The 17,109-nt window shown below is 61.1% G+C and carries 17 protein-coding genes; 8 read left to right on the forward strand and 9 right to left on the reverse strand.

The genetic code is table 11. The features are described 5' to 3' along the window. Positions 1-4 precede the first annotated feature (4 nt). Together ACSQ2Z_RS02490 and ACSQ2Z_RS02495 are read left to right on the forward strand one after the other, a co-directional pair. Positions 5-1,210: a divergent polysaccharide deacetylase family protein gene (locus ACSQ2Z_RS02490; RefSeq protein WP_436079756.1), complete on the forward strand. Its 1,206-nt coding sequence runs from the start codon at positions 5-7 to the stop codon at positions 1,208-1,210. 71 nt (positions 1,211-1,281) lie between these two features. Beyond that, positions 1,282-1,809 carry an RNA pyrophosphohydrolase gene (locus ACSQ2Z_RS02495; RefSeq protein WP_436079757.1) on the forward strand — a complete coding sequence of 176 codons (528 nt, stop codon included), beginning with the start codon at positions 1,282-1,284 and terminating at the stop codon, positions 1,807-1,809. Between the two features lie 501 nt (positions 1,810-2,310). Here the strand turns inward: ACSQ2Z_RS02495 and bfr are convergent. From bfr to ACSQ2Z_RS02520, 5 genes are all read right to left on the reverse strand, one after another. Then, on the reverse strand, positions 2,311-2,796 hold the full coding sequence (gene bfr / locus ACSQ2Z_RS02500; protein WP_037128741.1) for a bacterioferritin: 486 nt from the start codon (positions 2,794-2,796) through the stop codon (positions 2,311-2,313). Then, entirely contained in the window at positions 2,762-3,112 is a 351-nt protein-coding gene (locus tag ACSQ2Z_RS02505) for a (2Fe-2S)-binding protein (RefSeq protein ID WP_436082950.1), read from the reverse strand. Before ACSQ2Z_RS02505 ends, bfr begins: the two co-directional genes overlap by 35 nt. A 270-nt stretch (positions 3,113-3,382) precedes the next feature. Next, positions 3,383-6,826, reverse strand: a complete 3,444-nt coding sequence (locus ACSQ2Z_RS02510; protein WP_436079758.1) for an error-prone DNA polymerase — start codon at positions 6,824-6,826, stop codon at positions 3,383-3,385. Then, the gene (locus ACSQ2Z_RS02515; protein ID WP_436082951.1) at positions 6,823-8,241 is read right to left on the reverse strand and encodes a Y-family DNA polymerase; all 1,419 of its coding nucleotides are present in this window, start codon (positions 8,239-8,241) and stop codon (positions 6,823-6,825) included. The genes ACSQ2Z_RS02510 and ACSQ2Z_RS02515 overlap by 4 nt, the downstream gene beginning before the upstream one ends. Before the next feature lie 40 nt (positions 8,242-8,281). Further along, positions 8,282-9,214: an ImuA family protein gene (locus ACSQ2Z_RS02520; protein WP_436079759.1), complete on the reverse strand. Its 933-nt coding sequence runs from the start codon at positions 9,212-9,214 to the stop codon at positions 8,282-8,284. Positions 9,215-9,383: 169 nt separating this feature from the next. On the opposite strand from ACSQ2Z_RS02520, the gene ACSQ2Z_RS02525 reads away from it, so the two are divergent. After that, a complete protein-coding gene (locus tag ACSQ2Z_RS02525; RefSeq protein WP_436079760.1) occupies positions 9,384-9,818 on the forward strand; it encodes a metallopeptidase family protein in 435 nt (144 codons plus the stop codon). 62 nt (positions 9,819-9,880) lie between these two features. Here the strand turns inward: ACSQ2Z_RS02525 and ACSQ2Z_RS02530 are convergent, their stop codons facing one another. Both ACSQ2Z_RS02530 and ACSQ2Z_RS02535 read right to left on the reverse strand, forming a co-directional pair. Beyond that, positions 9,881-10,087: a DUF1737 domain-containing protein gene (locus ACSQ2Z_RS02530; protein WP_436079761.1), complete on the reverse strand. Its 207-nt coding sequence runs from the start codon at positions 10,085-10,087 to the stop codon at positions 9,881-9,883. Between the two features lie 3 nt (positions 10,088-10,090). After that, complete coding sequence (locus tag ACSQ2Z_RS02535; RefSeq protein ID WP_436079762.1) at positions 10,091-10,993, reverse strand: HpcH/HpaI aldolase/citrate lyase family protein; 903 nt, start codon at positions 10,991-10,993, stop codon at positions 10,091-10,093. 126 nt (positions 10,994-11,119) lie between these two features. Here ACSQ2Z_RS02535 and ACSQ2Z_RS02540 point away from each other — a divergent pair, with 126 nt between their 5' ends. The 3 genes from ACSQ2Z_RS02540 to ACSQ2Z_RS02550 all read left to right on the forward strand — a co-directional run bounded on the left by ACSQ2Z_RS02540 (position 11,120) and on the right by ACSQ2Z_RS02550 (position 12,496). Continuing rightward, positions 11,120-11,365: a hypothetical protein gene (locus ACSQ2Z_RS02540; RefSeq protein WP_436079763.1), complete on the forward strand. Its 246-nt coding sequence runs from the start codon at positions 11,120-11,122 to the stop codon at positions 11,363-11,365. A gap of 117 nt (positions 11,366-11,482) precedes the next feature. Further along, complete coding sequence (gene leuD / locus ACSQ2Z_RS02545) at positions 11,483-12,088, forward strand: 3-isopropylmalate dehydratase small subunit (RefSeq protein WP_113005326.1); 606 nt, start codon at positions 11,483-11,485, stop codon at positions 12,086-12,088. 6 nt (positions 12,089-12,094) lie between these two features. Further along, positions 12,095-12,496, forward strand: coding sequence for a RidA family protein (locus ACSQ2Z_RS02550; RefSeq protein ID WP_436079764.1), 402 nt, complete (start codon positions 12,095-12,097; stop codon positions 12,494-12,496). Here the strand turns inward: ACSQ2Z_RS02550 and ACSQ2Z_RS02555 are convergent. Then, the gene (locus tag ACSQ2Z_RS02555) at positions 12,483-12,935 is read right to left on the reverse strand and encodes a hypothetical protein (protein ID WP_436079765.1); all 453 of its coding nucleotides are present in this window, start codon (positions 12,933-12,935) and stop codon (positions 12,483-12,485) included. The two genes, ACSQ2Z_RS02550 and ACSQ2Z_RS02555, sit on opposite strands and share 14 nt — an antisense overlap. Positions 12,936-14,288: 1,353 nt before the next feature. Here ACSQ2Z_RS02555 and leuC point away from each other — a divergent pair. Then, positions 14,289-15,698 (forward strand): 3-isopropylmalate dehydratase large subunit, encoded by a 1,410-nt coding sequence (gene leuC / locus ACSQ2Z_RS02560; protein WP_436079766.1) that lies wholly within the window; start codon positions 14,289-14,291, stop codon positions 15,696-15,698. A gap of 292 nt (positions 15,699-15,990) precedes the next feature. Further along, positions 15,991-16,527 (forward strand): SixA phosphatase family protein, encoded by a 537-nt coding sequence (locus ACSQ2Z_RS02565; protein ID WP_436079767.1) that lies wholly within the window; start codon positions 15,991-15,993, stop codon positions 16,525-16,527. Between the two features lie 12 nt (positions 16,528-16,539). On the opposite strand, the gene ACSQ2Z_RS02570 is transcribed toward ACSQ2Z_RS02565, so the two are convergent. After that, on the reverse strand, positions 16,540-17,091 hold the full coding sequence (locus ACSQ2Z_RS02570; protein WP_436079768.1) for a L,D-transpeptidase family protein: 552 nt from the start codon (positions 17,089-17,091) through the stop codon (positions 16,540-16,542). Positions 17,092-17,109 lie beyond the last annotated feature (18 nt).

Raw genomic sequence — 17,109 nt, forward strand, 5'->3', positions numbered from 1 at the left:
CCCCTTGGGAACAGACCTCAACGCTCCCCTTGGTCAGAACCGCAAGGCGCGCTCTCCCAAATCACAAGAATCCGCCCTTTCTTTCGGCCGCGTCCTTCTCGGCGCCGGCATTGCGGTGCTGATCGGCGTTTCCGCATGGACCGTGCTGCGGCCGACCGGCCTGATAGAGCCGAAGCCGGAAGCGGTAGCGGCCGACGCCGCGCAGCCTGCCGAAAAGCGCGGAGCCGATGCAGCCGGCGGCCAGCTCACCAAGCCACGGACAAGCGGTTCCCTTTCCGGCGCCCAAGTCGAGGAAACGCTGACGGACGACGGCTCGATCGTCACCACATTCTCCCCCAAGCAGCGCGATGGCGACGGCCCCGCCTTTATCGAGGCCGGACGGACGAAAGGACAGGATGCGCGCATGGCCGCCTTTCCGAACGACGCCCTGCTGGAAGAGACACCTGAAGGCCGCCTGCCGATCATTGGTCCGGATGGCCTCAGACCGATGGATCAATATGCGCGGCCGTGGTCGGGCGCGCGGGGCATTCGTGTTGCCCTTGTGGTCGGCGGCCTGGGGCTTAGTCAGACCGGCACGCAGAATGCGCTGCGCCAGCTTCCTCCCGAAATCACCATGGCCTTTGCGGCCAGCGGCAACAGCCTGCAGCGCTGGATGCAGGAAGCCCGGCGCAAGGGCCACGAAATCGTGCTGCAGGTGCCGTTCGAGCCTTTCGATTATCCGGATAACAATCCCGGCCCACATACGCTGCGCGTCGGGCTGGATGCCAAGAAGAACCTGTCCGAACTGCGCTCGTCGCTTGCCAGGACCACCAATTATACCGGCATCATGAATTTCCTTGGCGGCCGGTTCCTGTCGGATGCCGATGCGCTCGAGCCGGTGATGCGCGACATCGGCCGGCGCGGATTGCTCTTTCTTGACGATGGCACCTCGGCGCAATCGCTGACAGGCACGCTTGCCGAAACGATCGGCGTGCCGCACGGGTTTGCCGACATGGTCGTTGATACCGAGCTCGACCGGACCGCCATCCTGAAAAAGCTCGACGAACTCGAGCGTATCGCCCGCCGCAACGGCAGCGCCATCGGCGTTGCCTCGGCCTTCGACGAGAGCGTCGAGGCGATCTCCGCATGGGCCGACGAGGCCGGCGCCCGCGGCATAGAATTCGTCGGCGTGTCGGCCCTCGTCAAGGATCCGCAACAACAACAGCGTTAGCCTGCGATGCAGGCGAAACCGCGCACCGCGTTTCATCGACGCGGGAAGACATGAGCAGCAAGGGCGTTCGGATGAGCAAGCACACGTCGAAACCGGTCAAGGCGGAAGACCTTCCCTATCGCCCCTGCGTCGGCACCATGGTGCTGAACCGGGAAGGCCTTGTCTGGGTGGGGCGGCGCATTCCCATCGGCAACTCCGAATATGACGGCTCCGCCCAGCTCTGGCAGATGCCGCAGGGCGGCATCGACAAAAACGAAGATCCGCTGAAGGCGGCCTACCGCGAGCTCTACGAGGAAACCGGCATGCGCTCCGTCTCGCTGCTTGCCGAAGCGCCGCACTGGATCAACTACGACCTGCCCGACCATCTGATCGGCATTGGTCTCAAGGGAAAATATCGCGGCCAGACCCAGCGCTGGTTCGCCTTCCGCTTCGAGGGCGACGAGGCCGAAATCGCCATCAACCCGCCGCCTGGCGGCCACGACCCCGAATTCGACGAATGGGCCTGGAAGCCGATGCACGAGCTGCCTGGGCTGATCGTCGCGTTCAAGCGCAAGGTCTACGAGGACGTCGTGGCAGCGTTCAAGCATTTGGCGGGATAGGTGTCGGACGGTGCCACCAAGTGTTTAATTGCAATCGAAGCGAAGCGCCCCTGGCTCTCAACCTCGTGCCCCGCTTAATGATTGCCTTTGACGTGCATCGGGGCGACACTCTTTCCAGTGCTTTCCAGTGCTTTCCAGTGCTTTCCAGTGCTTTCCAGTGCTTTCCAGTGCCTTCCAGTGGCTTCGTGTGACTAGCCAATGTCCGCCCATGAATGGAGACAATGATGAAACTTAAATCTATTGCCACCGCGGTTGCCATAGCGCTTTCGATTTTGACGATGTCGGGGTGTCAGAGTGGGCCAAGCTACAATAACCGCCCGGTGGATCGAGGCGACTACGGGTCTGGCGGCAGTTCGGGTTACTAAATCCTGAGAGAGTGCCCGACATCGACGCCGGGAGCAGACAATCCGGGCATTGGGGCGGGCATTCGGCGCAAGCCCGGCGACCCACGGGCGTGAAAAGACCCGCTCCGGGAACCGAAGCGGGCTGCTGTTCGGAGCCTTATTCGGCTTCGTTTGCCGGCGCGGCGTTGAGCTGGCCGTATTTTTCGGCACCGATCTTGTTGAAGAGATCGATCTGGGTTTCGAGGAAGTCGATATGGCCTTCTTCGTCGGCCAGCAGTTCTTCGAACAGCTTCATCGAAACATAGTCACCCGCCGCGTGACAGATGTCACGGGAGTTCTTGTAGGCCGTGCGGGCGTCGTATTCGCCGGCAAGGTCGGCCTCCAGCACTTCCTTGACATTCTGGCCGATGCGCAGCGGCGCGACCGTCTGGAGATTGGGATGGCCTTCGAGGAAGATGATGCGGGCGATCAGCTTGTCCGCATGGTGCATTTCCTCGATCGATTCGGCGCGCTCCTTCTTGGCGAGAAGCGTATAGCCCCAATCCTCAAGAAGGCGATAATGAACCCAGTACTGGTTGACCGCACCGAGTTCGAGGAAAAGGGCTTCGTTAAGCCGCTCGATGACTTTTATGTCGCCTTTCAAGATCCGCTCTCCTGTTTTCTTCGTGAAATTGTTTGAGGCGGGTCATGAAATCAAATAACTGGCCATCCGTCGAGGGGCGGCTGGCATGATATCGCTCGGTCGTGCGGATGATGATGTCGACGACATTGGGGAAACAGCCGCAGCAACGGCCGCGCTTCTGCATCGCGTGATAAACCTTCGCAGGAACGATCAGTTGCCAACAGTCCTCATCGAGGAGTTCGATGATCGTATCCTCGATGTCCTTGTCGGTGATGAAATTGCAGCTACAAACCAGCATCCTGCCTGCCCTGATACGCAACGCACTGAATTTCTTCATAAAGCAAAAGCGGATATTTACTGTCAACAAAAATATCTGAGCGATATTTTGCGCCAGAATATTAGATCGATTCTAAACTTGATAAAAAATATCGAATTTTCATTGGTTTAATCTTGCTCCGGAGAGCGGGACAGCCTCTTCAATCGCCTTCAAAATTTCTTGAGCGTCAAAAATTACCGAACAAATTTTGTTACAAGCGAGGCCTGACCTGCGCGTCGGTCCCGGCCGCCTCCAATTTGCCGATAACCGCATACAGTGGGATCCTCCGGGCTAATGAAAATTCCGCCCCTTCGGCATGACGCTCTCTGTTTCGACGATCTCGGTGTGAGCAGTTTTTTCGAAATCGCCCTTCCCGAAATGCGCCGCTACAGTCGTGCGTTTCTTCTGTCGACGGTCGGCGGTCGGGCGCAGGGCTTCGTCGGACCGGTCCGACACGCCAAAATGACGGGCCTCGCGTTGCAGCAGGCCAAGCATCGGCGTCATGTCCTCGATCTGGTCGACCACGACATGGATCACCCCACTTTCGCTCTGGAGCTTGCCCGTGATCTTTACCAGCCGGGCGCCCATGACGATGGAGCGGGACCGGTCGAATATCTTGTTCCAGACGATGGCATTGGCAACACCCGTCTCGTCTTCCAGTGTCATGAAGATCACGCCCTTGGCGGAGCCTGGTCTCTGACGCACCAGCACGAGCCCGGCAATGGTGACCCTTTGCCCATTCGGCACTGTCAGAAGATCCCTGTTGCGCAGGATGTTCCTCCTTGTGAAATCATCGCGCAGGAACGAAACGGGATGCGCCTTCAGGGATAGGGAGAGATAACGGTAATCCTCGATCACCTGCTCGCCCGGCAGCATTTCCGGCAGGCGGGTTTCCGGTTCCACCTGAAGATCGGCGCGATCCGCGCGATCGAACAAGGGCAGTTTCTCTGCGGCGCTTTTCGCGTCCAGCGCCCGCACCGCCCAGAGCGCCTCGCGCCGCGACAGTCCGATCGACTGGAAGGCATCGGCATCCGCCAGCCGCTCGATATCGGACTTCTGCAGGCCAGACCGCAGCCAGAGATCCCGCACGGAGGTGTAGCCCTGGCCACGGTTTTTGACGAGCCCTTCCATATCCGGTTTCGAAAGGCCCTTGACCTGTCGGAAACCAAGGCGCACCGCCCTTTTCGTCCGGATGATAGGCCGCATCGAGACATGGCGCTGGTCGATCGCGTCTCTGTCGAAGGCGGTCGCTTCCAAAAGACAATCCCATTCGGAATGATTGACATCGACGGCGCGCATCTCGACTCCATGCTCGCGTGCATCGCGCACCAATTGCGCCGGCGCATAAAATCCCATCGGCTGCGAATTCAGCAATGCCGCGCAGAAAACGTCGGGGTAATAGGCCTTGACCCAGGAGGAGGCGTAGACGAGCAGGGCAAAGGAGGCCGCGTGGCTTTCCGGAAAACCATATTCGCCAAAGCCTTCGATCTGGCTGAAGCAGCGTTCGGCAAAGTCGCGAGGATAGCCGTTGCCCACCATGCCGTCGATCATGTCCTTCTTGAAGGAATTGACCTGTCCCGATCGCTTGAACGTCGCCATCGAGCGCCGCAGCCTGTCGGCTTTTGCGGGAGTAAAGCCTGCCGCGGTGATGGCGATCTGCATCGCCTGCTCCTGAAAGAGTGGAACACCCAGCGTTCTCTCCAGGACCGCCTTGAGCTCCGGCTTCTGATAGTCGATGGGCCTGTTGTTGCGCTGGTCCTGCCGGCGCTTGAGATAGGGATGAACCATGTTTCCCTGGATGGGACCCGGCCGGACGATCGCCACCTCCACCACAAGATCGTAGAATCTTTCCGGCCTGAGCCGCGGCAGCATGCTCATCTGGGCCCGGCTTTCGACCTGGAAGACGCCGATCGTGTCTGCCCGGCAGATCATCGCGTAGACTGCCTTGTCGGTCATGTCGCCGAAGCCGCCAAGCGTGACCTGGCGATCATAGTGCGATCCCAGGAGATCAAAGGCCTTCCTCAGGCAGGTGAGCATGCCGAGCGCGAGAATGTCGATCTTCAGGATGCCGATCGTATCGAGATCATCCTTGTCCCATTCGACCATGTAGCGCTTGGGCATCGCCGTCGGCATGATCGGCATGACCTCGTCCAGCCGGTCCCGCGTGATGACGAAGCCGCCGACATGCTGGGTCAAATGCCGCGGAAAGCTCATCAGTTCGGTCGCGTATTTGAGAACATTCCGGGTCGTCGGATCGGAAAGATTGAGCCCGGCGGCCTTTGCCTCGCGTTCCGTCAGATCCTCGGCCGACCAGCCCCAGACCGTGCTGGCGAGGGCCGATTGCACATCTTCCGACAGGCCGAACGCCTTGGCCACCTCGCGGCCGGCGGATCGCGCCCGGTAGCTCGTCACCGCCGCCGTCAGACCGGCATGCTCAATGCCGTATTTTTCATAGATGAACTGGATCACCTCCTCGCGGCGCTCATGCTCGAAATCGACATCGATATCCGGCGGTTCATTGCGCTCGGTGGAGATGAACCGTTCGAACAGAAGCGTCGTTGTGGTGGGGTCGACTTCCGTGATGCCGAGGCAGAAACAGATGACGGAATTGGCGGCGGACCCGCGCCCCTGGCACAGGATTTTCAGCGTGTAACGGGCATGATGGACGATATTGCGCACCGTCAGGAAATAATGCTCGTATTTCATCTCCGCGATGAGATTGAGTTCGTAGACGATCTGCTTCGACACCTTGTCAGGAATGCCTTTTCGATACCGCTCGCGCGCGCCTTCCCAGGTTAGCCGTGCAAGCGTCTGCGACGGCGTTTCCCCTTCGACGCCTTCGTCCGGATAATTGTGGCTGAGCTCATCCAGCGAGAAGGACAGGCTCCTGAAGAACTTTTCGGTATTGGCGATCGCCCTTGGATAGTCCCGGAACAGGCGCGTCATCTCGCGCCCATCCTTGAGGTAACGTTCCGCATTGGGGGCCAGCCGGAAGCCGGCCTCCGATATTGTCACATGCTCGCGGATGGCGGTGACGATATCGGCCAGGGGAAGGCGGGAAGGATGATGATAGAGCGGCTGGTTGCTGGCCATCAGCGGGATGCGGTTGCGGGCGGCCAGCACGGAAAAGCTTGCGAACACCTCGGCATCGCGACCGTCGTAGGAAGGCGAAAGCACCAGATAAATTTTCTCGCGAAAGCGCTTTCTCAGGTGCGCAAGGCAGTCTTCCAGCTTTTCGCGCGCGTCGGCATCACCGGACAAAGCAGGATTGGGAACGAGGGCGAGCATCATCTCGTCTCCCCATTCGACAAGATCTGCCTCGTTGAGGATACACGAGCCTTTCTGGGTTCTGAGGTTTCCGGCGCTCAGCAGGCGGCAGAGATGAGCCCAGCCCTTCCTGTTTTGCGGGAAGGCGAGGATATCCGGCGTGCCATCGGAAAAAACCAGCCTTGCGCCCGGCTGGAAGGGAACCGGCATCATGGGTTGCTTTTCCGCTTCTCCCTTTTCGCGACGCTCCCGGTTTTCCGCAAGGGTCTTTTCATATTCTTCCTTCAGCGCCCGGACCTGCGCATGAGCCCGGACAACGCCTGCGACAGAATTCCGGTCGGCGATCCCGAGACCCGCGAGCTTCAGAAACGCGGCCTGCGTCACCATTTCCTCCGGCTTGGACGCCCCTTCGAGGAAGGAAAAATTCGTCCGGACGCCGATCTCGAAAAATTGCAGTGCCGTGCTCATGCGAAAACCCCATGCATGAACCAGCGCGGCGGCGGCATCTGGCCGTAGAGGCCTTCGCGGTAGATCCAGAAGCGATGGCCGGCATCGTCCTCTATGCGAAAATAATCCCGCGCCTGCACATCGGCGCCATCGATCCACCATTCCATGGCAAGCCGCTCCGGCCCCTCACTGCGGGAGACGCGATGCAGCATGCGCCGCCAGCGGAAGCTTTCCGGCGGGCCCTCCGGCACTTCGGCCAAGGAGACCTCCACCACCTCCGGTCGCGGAAACAGCCTCAGCGGCCGTTCGCCGCGGGACCAGGAAACACTGCTCTTCTCCGACTTCTTGCCGGATGACAGCGTGCGGATGGCGGGAGCAGCCGTCACCGACCGTTCCGGTACGTGGCTTTCGCGCAGTTGAAAACTCTGCAGGCAATCTTCGCCCAGACGGGCCGAAACGCGATCGACGAAGCTGGCAAGGGAAACATCCTTTTGCCGGTCGCCATCAAAATCCTCCTGCGCGGCGTCGAAGGCTTCATGGCGAGTGACGTTCAGCCGCAGGATTTCAAAACCATAACCGGCATCGAGGTCGTCATGAACGGCATGAAGGCGCTCGGAAAAGAGCGCGGCGATGCGCCTGGGATCGCGCAACGGCTGCGAGGCGCCGGCCGCGACACGAAAGACCCGGCCATCGACCCGGAACAGCACGAGCTCGAAAGCCCGCCCGCCCGCGCCGCGCTCTTCCAGGCTGGTTTTCAGCGACAGGGCGATCTGCCCGGTCAGATGCAGGATGTCTTCTTCCGCCTGAACGGGCTCGGCCAAACGGCGTTCGGCGGAGAGGCTGGCAACCGGCCGGCGAGGCGAGATCGGCTCCTCGTCAAGGCCGAGGGCCTGATCGAGCCGCAACAGAAGCTGCGCTCCGAAGCGGCGCGCCAGCGGCGCACGAGGCGCGTGGATGAGATCGCCGGTCTGTTTCAAGCCAAGCTTCTGCAGCGCGGCGACGGTCTCTTCCTCCAATCGCAGCGCGGCGACGGGCAGGGGCGAAAGTACAAGCTCCATCTCCTCGTCGGCAATGACGCCGCCATTGCCGAAGCGGGAGATCGCCCAGGAAAGCCCCGGCGCGGAGGATATGGCGCCGCGCGCATCGAGCCCCATCTGGAAGAGCCGCGACAGAATATCCTGGAGCAGCGCCTTCTCGCCGCCGAAGAGATGGACGCAGCCGGTGATGTCGAGATACAGGCCGTCCCGGCCGTCGAGCGCCACCAGGGGCGTATAACGGTCGCACCAGTCGGCGATGCCATCGAGCAGGCGGCGATCGGCCTCAGGGTCCTCCTCGACGACATCGAGCTTCGGACAGATGGCCCGCGCTTCCGCCACGGCCTGGTTTTTCTTAAGGCCGATCGCTGCCGCGGCCTCGTCGAGCGCCGTCAGCCGCATGGCATTGTTGAGCCGGCCGGAACAGGCGAGGGGTTGGGCCTCAGGACGCCTGATCGAACGCCAGGACAGGCCCCATTTCCTGCGGGCGATCCGGTCGGTTGAAAGATGCGGAAAGGCGAGGGCGAGAATGCGCTGCGCGCTTGAGCGGAGGCCGAGCCTGTTCTGGCTCGCGGGCGGGGAAAAACTGACGGTCATGGGGGTTCCACTCCAGAATGAGGGAGAGGGGCGCCGGATTTCGGCTCTTCTCCAGGGTGAGACGGAAAACCGGATTACCGATGCTGCCGCCAAGCATCGACCGGTCCGGCAAAAGCCTGATTGCCGCGGGCGCGGGTTCGACCAGAAAACGGAAGGCAGCACTGCTTGCCTCCTCGTCTCCGGATTGCCGCAACAGGAAGAGCGGCCGCCCTGCCGCCTTTGCCCTGAGACTGAGCCTCCGGCTTTCGGTCAGGCCGAAATGGGCCGGATTGCCCTTGACCTCCAAGAGGGTGACGGCGAAGGCGCCGCTTTCGACCGCCGTTTCGGCAAGCCAGAGGGCTTCGTCCAGCTTGCGGGGTGCCGCATGGAGGAAACTCTCCGAATCGAGGCCATAATCCTTAAGCCCCACCGGATAGGGCACGCCGGCCTCCATTGCGGTGACCCGGTCGGCGATCCAGAGGATCGGCGCGGGATCGGCCGCCGCCTGTTTTTGCATGAGGGCGGAAAGCGCCAGGGCAAAACCGGCCGAGACCGTTGCATCGCGCAGACAATGCGAGCGGATTTCCGACAGTCCGTCGAGCGGTACGCCGCCCTCCAGAGCCTCGTCCAGTATCGTCACGCCCAGCGGCAGACGATGCTTTTCCCTGTCTGCGCTGCCACGTTCGGCCAAGGCCTCCTGCCGGGCCGCCGCCATGGCAGGGACCGGTTTGCCTTCCAGTCTTGCTATCTCTTCACGGAGCGCAAAAAGCCGCTCACGCGCCATGGGCGTCTGCACCATGACGTCACTCCAATCCGTATTGTTCCTGTTATGTTCTTATTGATTCCAGAGCTTCAGGGAAGAGTCAACGACAATTTATGAGAATTTATTCCTTGACAGGGCACATCCAAATTCAACCCTCGAAAAACGCTTATGAAATGGCTATATCAAGGGGCAATAAGGAGTGCCCATGGCCCGCATAGACCAGAGCGACGATTGGCGCGAACGCCACGCGCCGACAATCAGCACATTCGAATCCCTGGCACTGGAGGCCTACAGTCACCTGCCGGAGGAATTCCGGGCGCTTGCCACCAACCTCACCATCGAGATCGACGACTTTCCGAGCGAGGACGTTTTCGAGGACATGGCGCTGGAAACGCCCTTTGACCTGCTCGGCCTGTTCGAAGGACGCGGCATCGGCGAACGCTTCACCATGGAAACCGGCGAGATGCCGAACCGGATCATCCTCTACCGCCGGCCGATCCTCGATTATTGGGCGGAAAACGAGGAAACGCTGGGCGATATCGTCACCCATGTGCTGATCCACGAGATCGGCCATCATTTCGGCCTGTCCGACGACGACATGGAGCGGATCGAGGCGAGCGTCGAGCATGTGGGCGGCTGAGCTGCCCAACAGCCCGAAGGCTGAAAGCGCCGCGTATCAAACGACGCGCGGCGCTTTTCATTTTACTGCTCTGACAGCTTCATGTCCGGGTGATAGTCCTTGCCTTCGACGTCCTTGACGATCGCCTGTCCGGTCATGGGCTGGCCCGTCTGGCTGTTGAAGGAAAGTACGGGCGAGCCGTGCAGCGACCAGCCCTTGTTGAGGGCGTCGGTGACGCGATGGCAAAAAGCGGCATCGTCGGTGCCGGTGAGGAAACGGTAGAGTTTCATCGTTCAAGTCCTTTTATGCTGAATGGCCTCTGCCTTGGCGGCGAGGCGCAGGGCCTGCTCGAGATGCAGGCGCTCGACCATCAGGCCATTGAGATTGATGACGCCCTTGTCGCGGTTTTCGGGAAGCGCGAAGGCATCGATGATGGCTCTGGCCTCCAAGACGGCGCCAGCATCGACGCCGAAATGGTCGTTGGCCGGGCCGATCTGCGCCGGGTGGATCAGCATCTTGCCATCGAAACCCATGTCGCGGCCCTGGGCGCATTCCGCGGAAAACCCGGCCGTATCGCTGATATCGTTGAAGACGGCATCGAGGACATCGAGACCGCAGTTGCGGCCGGCGAGCAGGATCTGCATCAGCCAGGGCACGAGATAGGTGCGTCCGGGCAAAGCGGGCACGCCGGTTTCCTTGCGCAGATCGTTGAGGCCGGGCACGAAACAATCAAGCCTGCCGCCGCGTGTGCGGCCGGTCTCGGCGATCGCCGCCGCATTGAGCACCCCGTGCGGGGTCTCGATCATTGCCCAGAGACGCAGGGTATCCGGCGCGTCGTTTTCCGCCAGCACGTCTGCGACCGCCTGGATGTCCTGCGGGCTTTCCACCTTGGGCAAGAGGATGGCGTCGGGCGAAAGCGCAAGCACCGCTGCCAGATCCTTTTCGCCGAAGCGGGTTTTCAGGCCGTTGATGCGGACGATCACTTCTATGTCGCGGCGCCGTTTGCGGGCGAGGTGACCGGCAAGCGTCTGGCGGGCCGCGGCCTTGTTGTCGAAGGAAACGGCATCCTCGAGATCGTAGATCACCGCGTCGCAGGCAAGGGTGGCGATCTTGGCAAGGGCGCGGGGATTGTCGGCAGGCACAGAGAGCACCGAGCGGCGCAGGCGGACGGGATGGCGATCGGCAACTGAATTCATGCGGCTTTTGTGCCCGGCTTTCGCCTTTTTCGCAAGCCAGACCTGTCATCGAGAAGGGCACTACCAAAGCAGGTCTTGCAAGGTCGAGCGGGCGGGCCCACATTTGGGGTAACGAAAGGTACGATCATGCAAAGCATTCGCTCTCTCCTCTTCACCGCCGCCGGCATCGCGTTTATGCTGATGGCGCTGGTCTTCACGGCTTCGCTCGGCCTGGCGCTCGCCGGCATCGCGACCGTGTTCGTTATCGGCAGCGCCATTTCCGCGCGGCTTTCGCCGAAGCCGGTGCGCGCGGCGGCAGGCCGCACAGCGGGACGGCAGGAGCGTGAACCGCGCATCTGGAACGACGGACGCGGCACGATCATCGATCTCTAAGGGCGGAAAGCCGACTTTCCGGCTTTCCGGGGTGAGATTTTCCTTCATTTCGGCGCAAAATTGCTCTAAACGCTGGGCGGAAATTTTTCCGTCCCGTTGAAATCGAAGGCCATTGCCATGGACAAGTTCGTCAAGCTCACCGGCGTTGCCGCGCCCCTTCCCGTCGTCAATATCGACACGGACATGATCATTCCGAAGGATTACCTGAAGACGATCAAGCGCACCGGCCTTGGCACGGGACTGTTCGCCGAAGCCCGCTACAACGAGGACGGCTCGGTTAATCCGGATTTCGTGCTCAACAAGCCCGCCTACCAGAACGCCAAGATCCTGGTTGCCGGCGACAATTTCGGCTGCGGCTCGTCGCGCGAACATGCGCCCTGGGCACTGCTCGACTTCGGCATCCGCTGCGTCATCTCGACCTCGTTCGCCGACATCTTCTACAACAACTGTTTCAAGAACGGCATCCTGCCGGTGGTGGTCTCGCCGGAAGACCTGGAAAAGCTGATGGACGACGCCAGCCGCGGCTCCAACGCCATCCTCACGGTCGATCTGGAAGCCCGGGAAATCACCGGCCCGGACGGCGGCAAGATCACCTTCGAGCTCGATGAATTCAAGCGCCACTGCATGCTGAACGGCCTCGACGATATCGGCCTGACGCTGGAGAAGGCCTCCGCCATCGACACGTTCGAAAAGGCCAACGCCGCTTCGCATCCCTGGGCCTGAGCCCCGATGCCCAGCGCGAGAAAACTGATCTCGTCCGGCTCGCCGTTTGAAAAGACGGCGGGCTATTCGCGCGCTCTGGTCCAGGGCGACTGGTGCTTCGTTTCCGGCACGACCGGCTACGACTATGCCACCATGACCATGCCGCAGACGGTGGAAGAACAGACCCGCAACTGCCTGAAGACGATCGAGGCGGCGCTGACGGATGCCGGATTTTCGCTGAAGGACGTGGTGCGCAATCACTACTATGTCACTGATGCCGCCTTTGCCGATGCCGTCTTCCCGATTTTGGGCGAGGCCTTCGGCGATATCCGTCCGGCGGCAACCATGGTGGTCTGCGGCCTGATCCGCCCGGAAATGCTGATCGAGATCGAAGTCACCGCCTTCAGGGGGATGATCAGTCCTCGATGAGGGGCGGACCCAGGGGCTTGGCCAGCCCGGCCTTTGCCAGTTCCTGATGATAGTAGAGGAACACGCTGCGCCGGAACGCGATCATCTCCCGCTCGTCCTCGGTCTTCGCCTGCGCCAGACATTGCGCAACCATTTCGGGCGTTGCAAGGTCGATCGTATCGGCGAAAAAATCCGGCATCTCGTTCACCTCTGCATCAGGCATGTATACACAAAGGCATTCCAAACTGTTGACCCTGTCGAGACAGCGGCCATCGCGGCGGCAGCGCCGCACCCCGCAACCCCGATGATTGAGCCAACCCGTTGCGGCGACGCGAAACAAAACATCGATGGCGGGTGAGTTTTCCGGTTTTACATAGGGCATGGGCTGTCTTTCCCTTTTACAAGTGGTCCAATGGAAATGGGAGGGCGTCCCCGCGCGGTTTGCCACCGTGGTTTTCAAGCATGCATTCACTCGGACGGGGCACCGGAAGCCGTCTCTAATGAATAAGTATATGTGACGCCTTCCAGCGCCCCGTTTGGCGTTCTCTCGGGAGCTTTCCTCCCTACAGACCCCGACTTCAGACCCTCTGCCTCGGAACGACTTCGTAGCGTAGGCTTCCGGACCGGCATTAAGCATCTCGATCCGGTACGTCACGCGTCCTGTCCCGACATGTGTGCCCCACAGGCACGCCCGCCCCATAAGGACGGAGGGGATCCATTTTCCGGGGGCTCTCCTTCCGGTCCGCCTGACGTTCGCAGCCTCCTTGCCGAAGGCCACGAGGTTTCCCGTGGAGCGCCAGCCCTGCCTCGCCGCAAACGTCTTGCGGTGTATCCGCGACTGGACGCCATGATCATGGCACAGGTTTTCCAGGCGGGGATGAGCGGGGAAAAACTTCTAGGAGGGAAAAACCCGCAGCAGCGTCCCGGCAGGCCTTGCAGCAACCTTGACATCGAAGTCGATTTAAGGAAGCTATGTAGCAGTTTCGTATCGCTAGGCAATTGAGTGCCCCTCATCCGGCCCTCCTTGTTTCGATAAGAGGGTGCCGCTTGTCCCCTCTCCCCGCTTGCGAGGGGAATCGCATATGGATCGAAGGCGATTGCGACAAGCTCCCCTTCTTCCCGACTGGGAGAAGTGCCGAGCGTATGCGTGGCGATGAGGGGGGTCTATCTGATCCTGACGATCGGGCTGTCGCTGGGGTTGCGACAATTGGAGAAGGGCTGCGGCGGACAGCCCGATAGCAATCATTGATCTGCGATCAAGACTCATCTATAGGTTGAGCATGACGGTTGAGGGATCAATATGATCGCTTTAAAGTTTGCAGCAAAATGGCTCCTGTTTTTCGCGTTGTCCGTTAAGATTGTTTCCGCGGTGCTCCTCCTTCCGGTTTACTTTCTGGCCAATGCGTTTGCGCTGAGCGGTGTGACTGCCTGGATTCTGACTGTTTTGATCTTAACGTTTTCGATCAATTGGGCGTGGACGCTTTTTCAGTCAAATATACTGGCAAAGGCGCACGCCACAGAGACATAAACGTCAGGCGTTAAGTTCATCGAGCCAATGCTGACATGATGGCAATTGAAGAACCGCTTAAAAATTGCTATGTGACGGCCCATGGAATCCAAATTCGGGTGTTTACCGCAGAAAATCGTCGTGCTGCAGGACCACAAGCGTCTGCCGGCACGGTTTTTTGCATGCGTTTCGGGCGCGCTCAACAGCCGACTTCGTTGATCTTCGGGGCCTGACCCCGGCTGGGTTTCCGGCGCCCCTTTCGCCGGGCATTTTCCTGACCTTTTTCTTTACTATGGATGAAAAGCCATGAGCGCACCGCGTACTCTCTACGATAAAATCTGGGACGACCATCTGGTCGATCAACAGGACGACGGAACCTGTCTTCTCTACATCGACCGCCATCTCGTCCATGAAGTGACGAGCCCGCAGGCGTTCGAGGGACTGCGCATGACGAACCGCAAGGTGCGGGCGCCGCAAAAGACGCTTGCCGTCGTCGACCACAACGTTCCGACCTCGCCGGATCGGCATCTCGGTATCAAAAACGAGGAAAGCCGCATCCAGGTCGAGGCACTGGCTCAGAACGCCGCCGATTTCGGCGTCGAATATTATTCGGCCAGCGACAAGCGCCAGGGCATCGTCCACATCGTCGGTCCCGAGCAGGGCTTCACCCTGCCGGGCATGACCATCGTCTGCGGTGACAGCCACACCTCGACGCATGGCGCCTTCGGAGCGCTGGCACATGGTATCGGCACGTCCGAGGTCGAGCATGTGCTCGCCACCCAGACGCTGATCCAGAAAAAGGCCAAGAACATGCTGGTGCGTGTCGATGGCCAGCTGCCGGAAGGCGTCACGGCGAAGGACATCATCCTTGCCATCATCGGTGAGATCGGCACGGCCGGCGGCACCGGCCACGTCATCGAGTTCGCCGGCGAAGCCATCCGCGCCCTGTCGATGGAAGGCCGCATGACCATCTGCAACATGACGATCGAAGGCGGCGCCCGCGCCGGCCTGATCGCGCCGGATGAAAAGACCTTCGAATACATCAAGGGCAAGCCGCGCGCACCGAAGGGCGAAGAACTGGAACAGGCGATCGCCTATTGGAAGACGCTGCACACCGATGAAGGCGCCCACTTCGACCGCGTCGTCGTGCTCGATGCCGCAGCGCTGCCGCCGATCGTCTCCTGGGGCTCCTCGCCGGAAGACGTCATCTCCGTTCAGGGCATCGTTCCGAACCCGGACGAGATCCTGGACGAGAACAAGCGCACCTCGAAGTGGCGCGCGCTCGACTATATGGGCCTGAAGCCGGGCACGAAGATCACCGACATCAACATCGACCGCGTCTTCATCGGCTCCTGCACCAACGGCCGTATCGAGGATCTGCGCGAAGTCGCCAAGGTCGTCGAAGGCCGTACCGTCGCTCCGACCGTCTCGGCGATGATCGTGCCGGGTTCGGGCCTCGTCAAGGAACAGGCGGAAGCCGAAGGCCTCGACAAGATCTTCAAGGCGGCTGGTTTCGACTGGCGCGAGCCGGGCTGTTCCATGTGTCTGGCCATGAACGACGACCGCCTGAAGCCGGGCGAGCGCTGTGCCTCGACTTCCAACCGCAACTTCGAAGGCCGCCAGGGCTTCAAGGGCCGCACCCATCTGGTGTCGCCGGCCATGGCAGCGGCAGCCGCCGTCTCCGGCCACTTCGTCGATATTCGCGAGTGGAAGTAAGACTTTCACCCTCCCCTTAAGGGGGAGGGGCGGCACATTTGATCGAAGGCGATTGCAACAAGCTCCCTCTTCTCCCCAGCGGGGAGAAGTGCCGAGCGTATGCGAGGCGATGAGGGGGGTCGCGGCAATTTCGGCGCCAGCCGCCCCCTCATCCGGCCCGCAGCCTGTCCTCTGGCTTGCCGAAGGCAAGACCCGGGGGCGCCACCTTCTCCCCGCCGGGGAGAAGAGGGAGCGAGCCGCAAAACTATATGCAATTGCCCTTCCCCCTCGAAGGGGAGGTGGGAGGAACCAAATGGCCAAAAAATCCGCGAAGCCGAAACGCCGCCTGATCCTTCTGCGCCACGCAAAATCCGCATGGCCCGACGGTGTGGCCGATCGTGAGCGGCCGCTGGCCGAACGCGGTCGCAAGGCGGCACCCATCATCGGCGCCTATATGGCGCGTGAAAAACTGATCCCCGATCTCGCCCTCGTCTCGCCCGCCCGCCGTGCGCAGGAAACATGGGCGCTGGTGCGCGAGGCCCTGTCGAAAAAGGTCGCCGAGCGCGACGCGCCTGATATCTATGAGGTGTCGGCCGAACGAATTGTCGATGTGATCCGGGCGGTCGGGCCCGACATTCGCACCCTGCTGATCGTCGGCCACAATCCCGGCATGGAGAAAGCCGCGGCGCTTCTCGTGGCGGACGGCGATGCGGATGCCATGGGCCGCATGAACGAAAAGTTCCCGACGGCGGGGCTCGCCGTCATCGACTTCGATGTCGAAGGATGGGACGAGGTTGCAGCGGGTACCGGTTATCTCAAGCAGTTCGTGGTGCCGCACTCGGTTGGGTGAGGCGGCATACGGCTACGGAATTACCCTCACTACCGTCCCCCGCCGCATGAACCGCAACAGCCGCTTCATCGCCGGCAGGCTCACCGCAACGCAGCCCTCGGTTGGTTTGTAGCCTGGCTTGGCGAGATGGAAGAAGATGGCCGAGCCGCCATAGCGTTTGCGACTGCGCAGGTTCCAGTCCATCACCAGGCAGATATCGTAGAGGCCGTCGTCGCGGCGCATTTTTTCGTGGCTGGACTTGAACGGAGCGGTCACCGGGCGGTTGTAGTTCGCATCGCGCGGTTCGTCGCACCAGAGCAGGTTTTGCGGCGTGAAGCGGAGCGGCAAGGCGGTCGGCGGCAGGATGACGCGGTCGGGGCGGACATAGCCGCCGATCAGGCGCATGGCGGCGATCGGGGTGGCGCCATCGCCCTCGCGCTTGCGCGAACTGATGCCGCTGCGACCGATCGCGGCCTCCTCGGTGCGGCCTGCGAAGGTGACCAGCGCGCGGCTTTGGTTTCCCGGTTTTCTTCTGACGACGATGGTGCGGACAGGATTTGCAGCCTTGCGGGGTTTTCGTCGCATTTTACACACAGTTTTCTG

Source organism: Pararhizobium sp. LjRoot235 (assembly GCF_964254145.1).
GTDB lineage: Bacteria > Pseudomonadota > Alphaproteobacteria > Rhizobiales > Rhizobiaceae > Pararhizobium.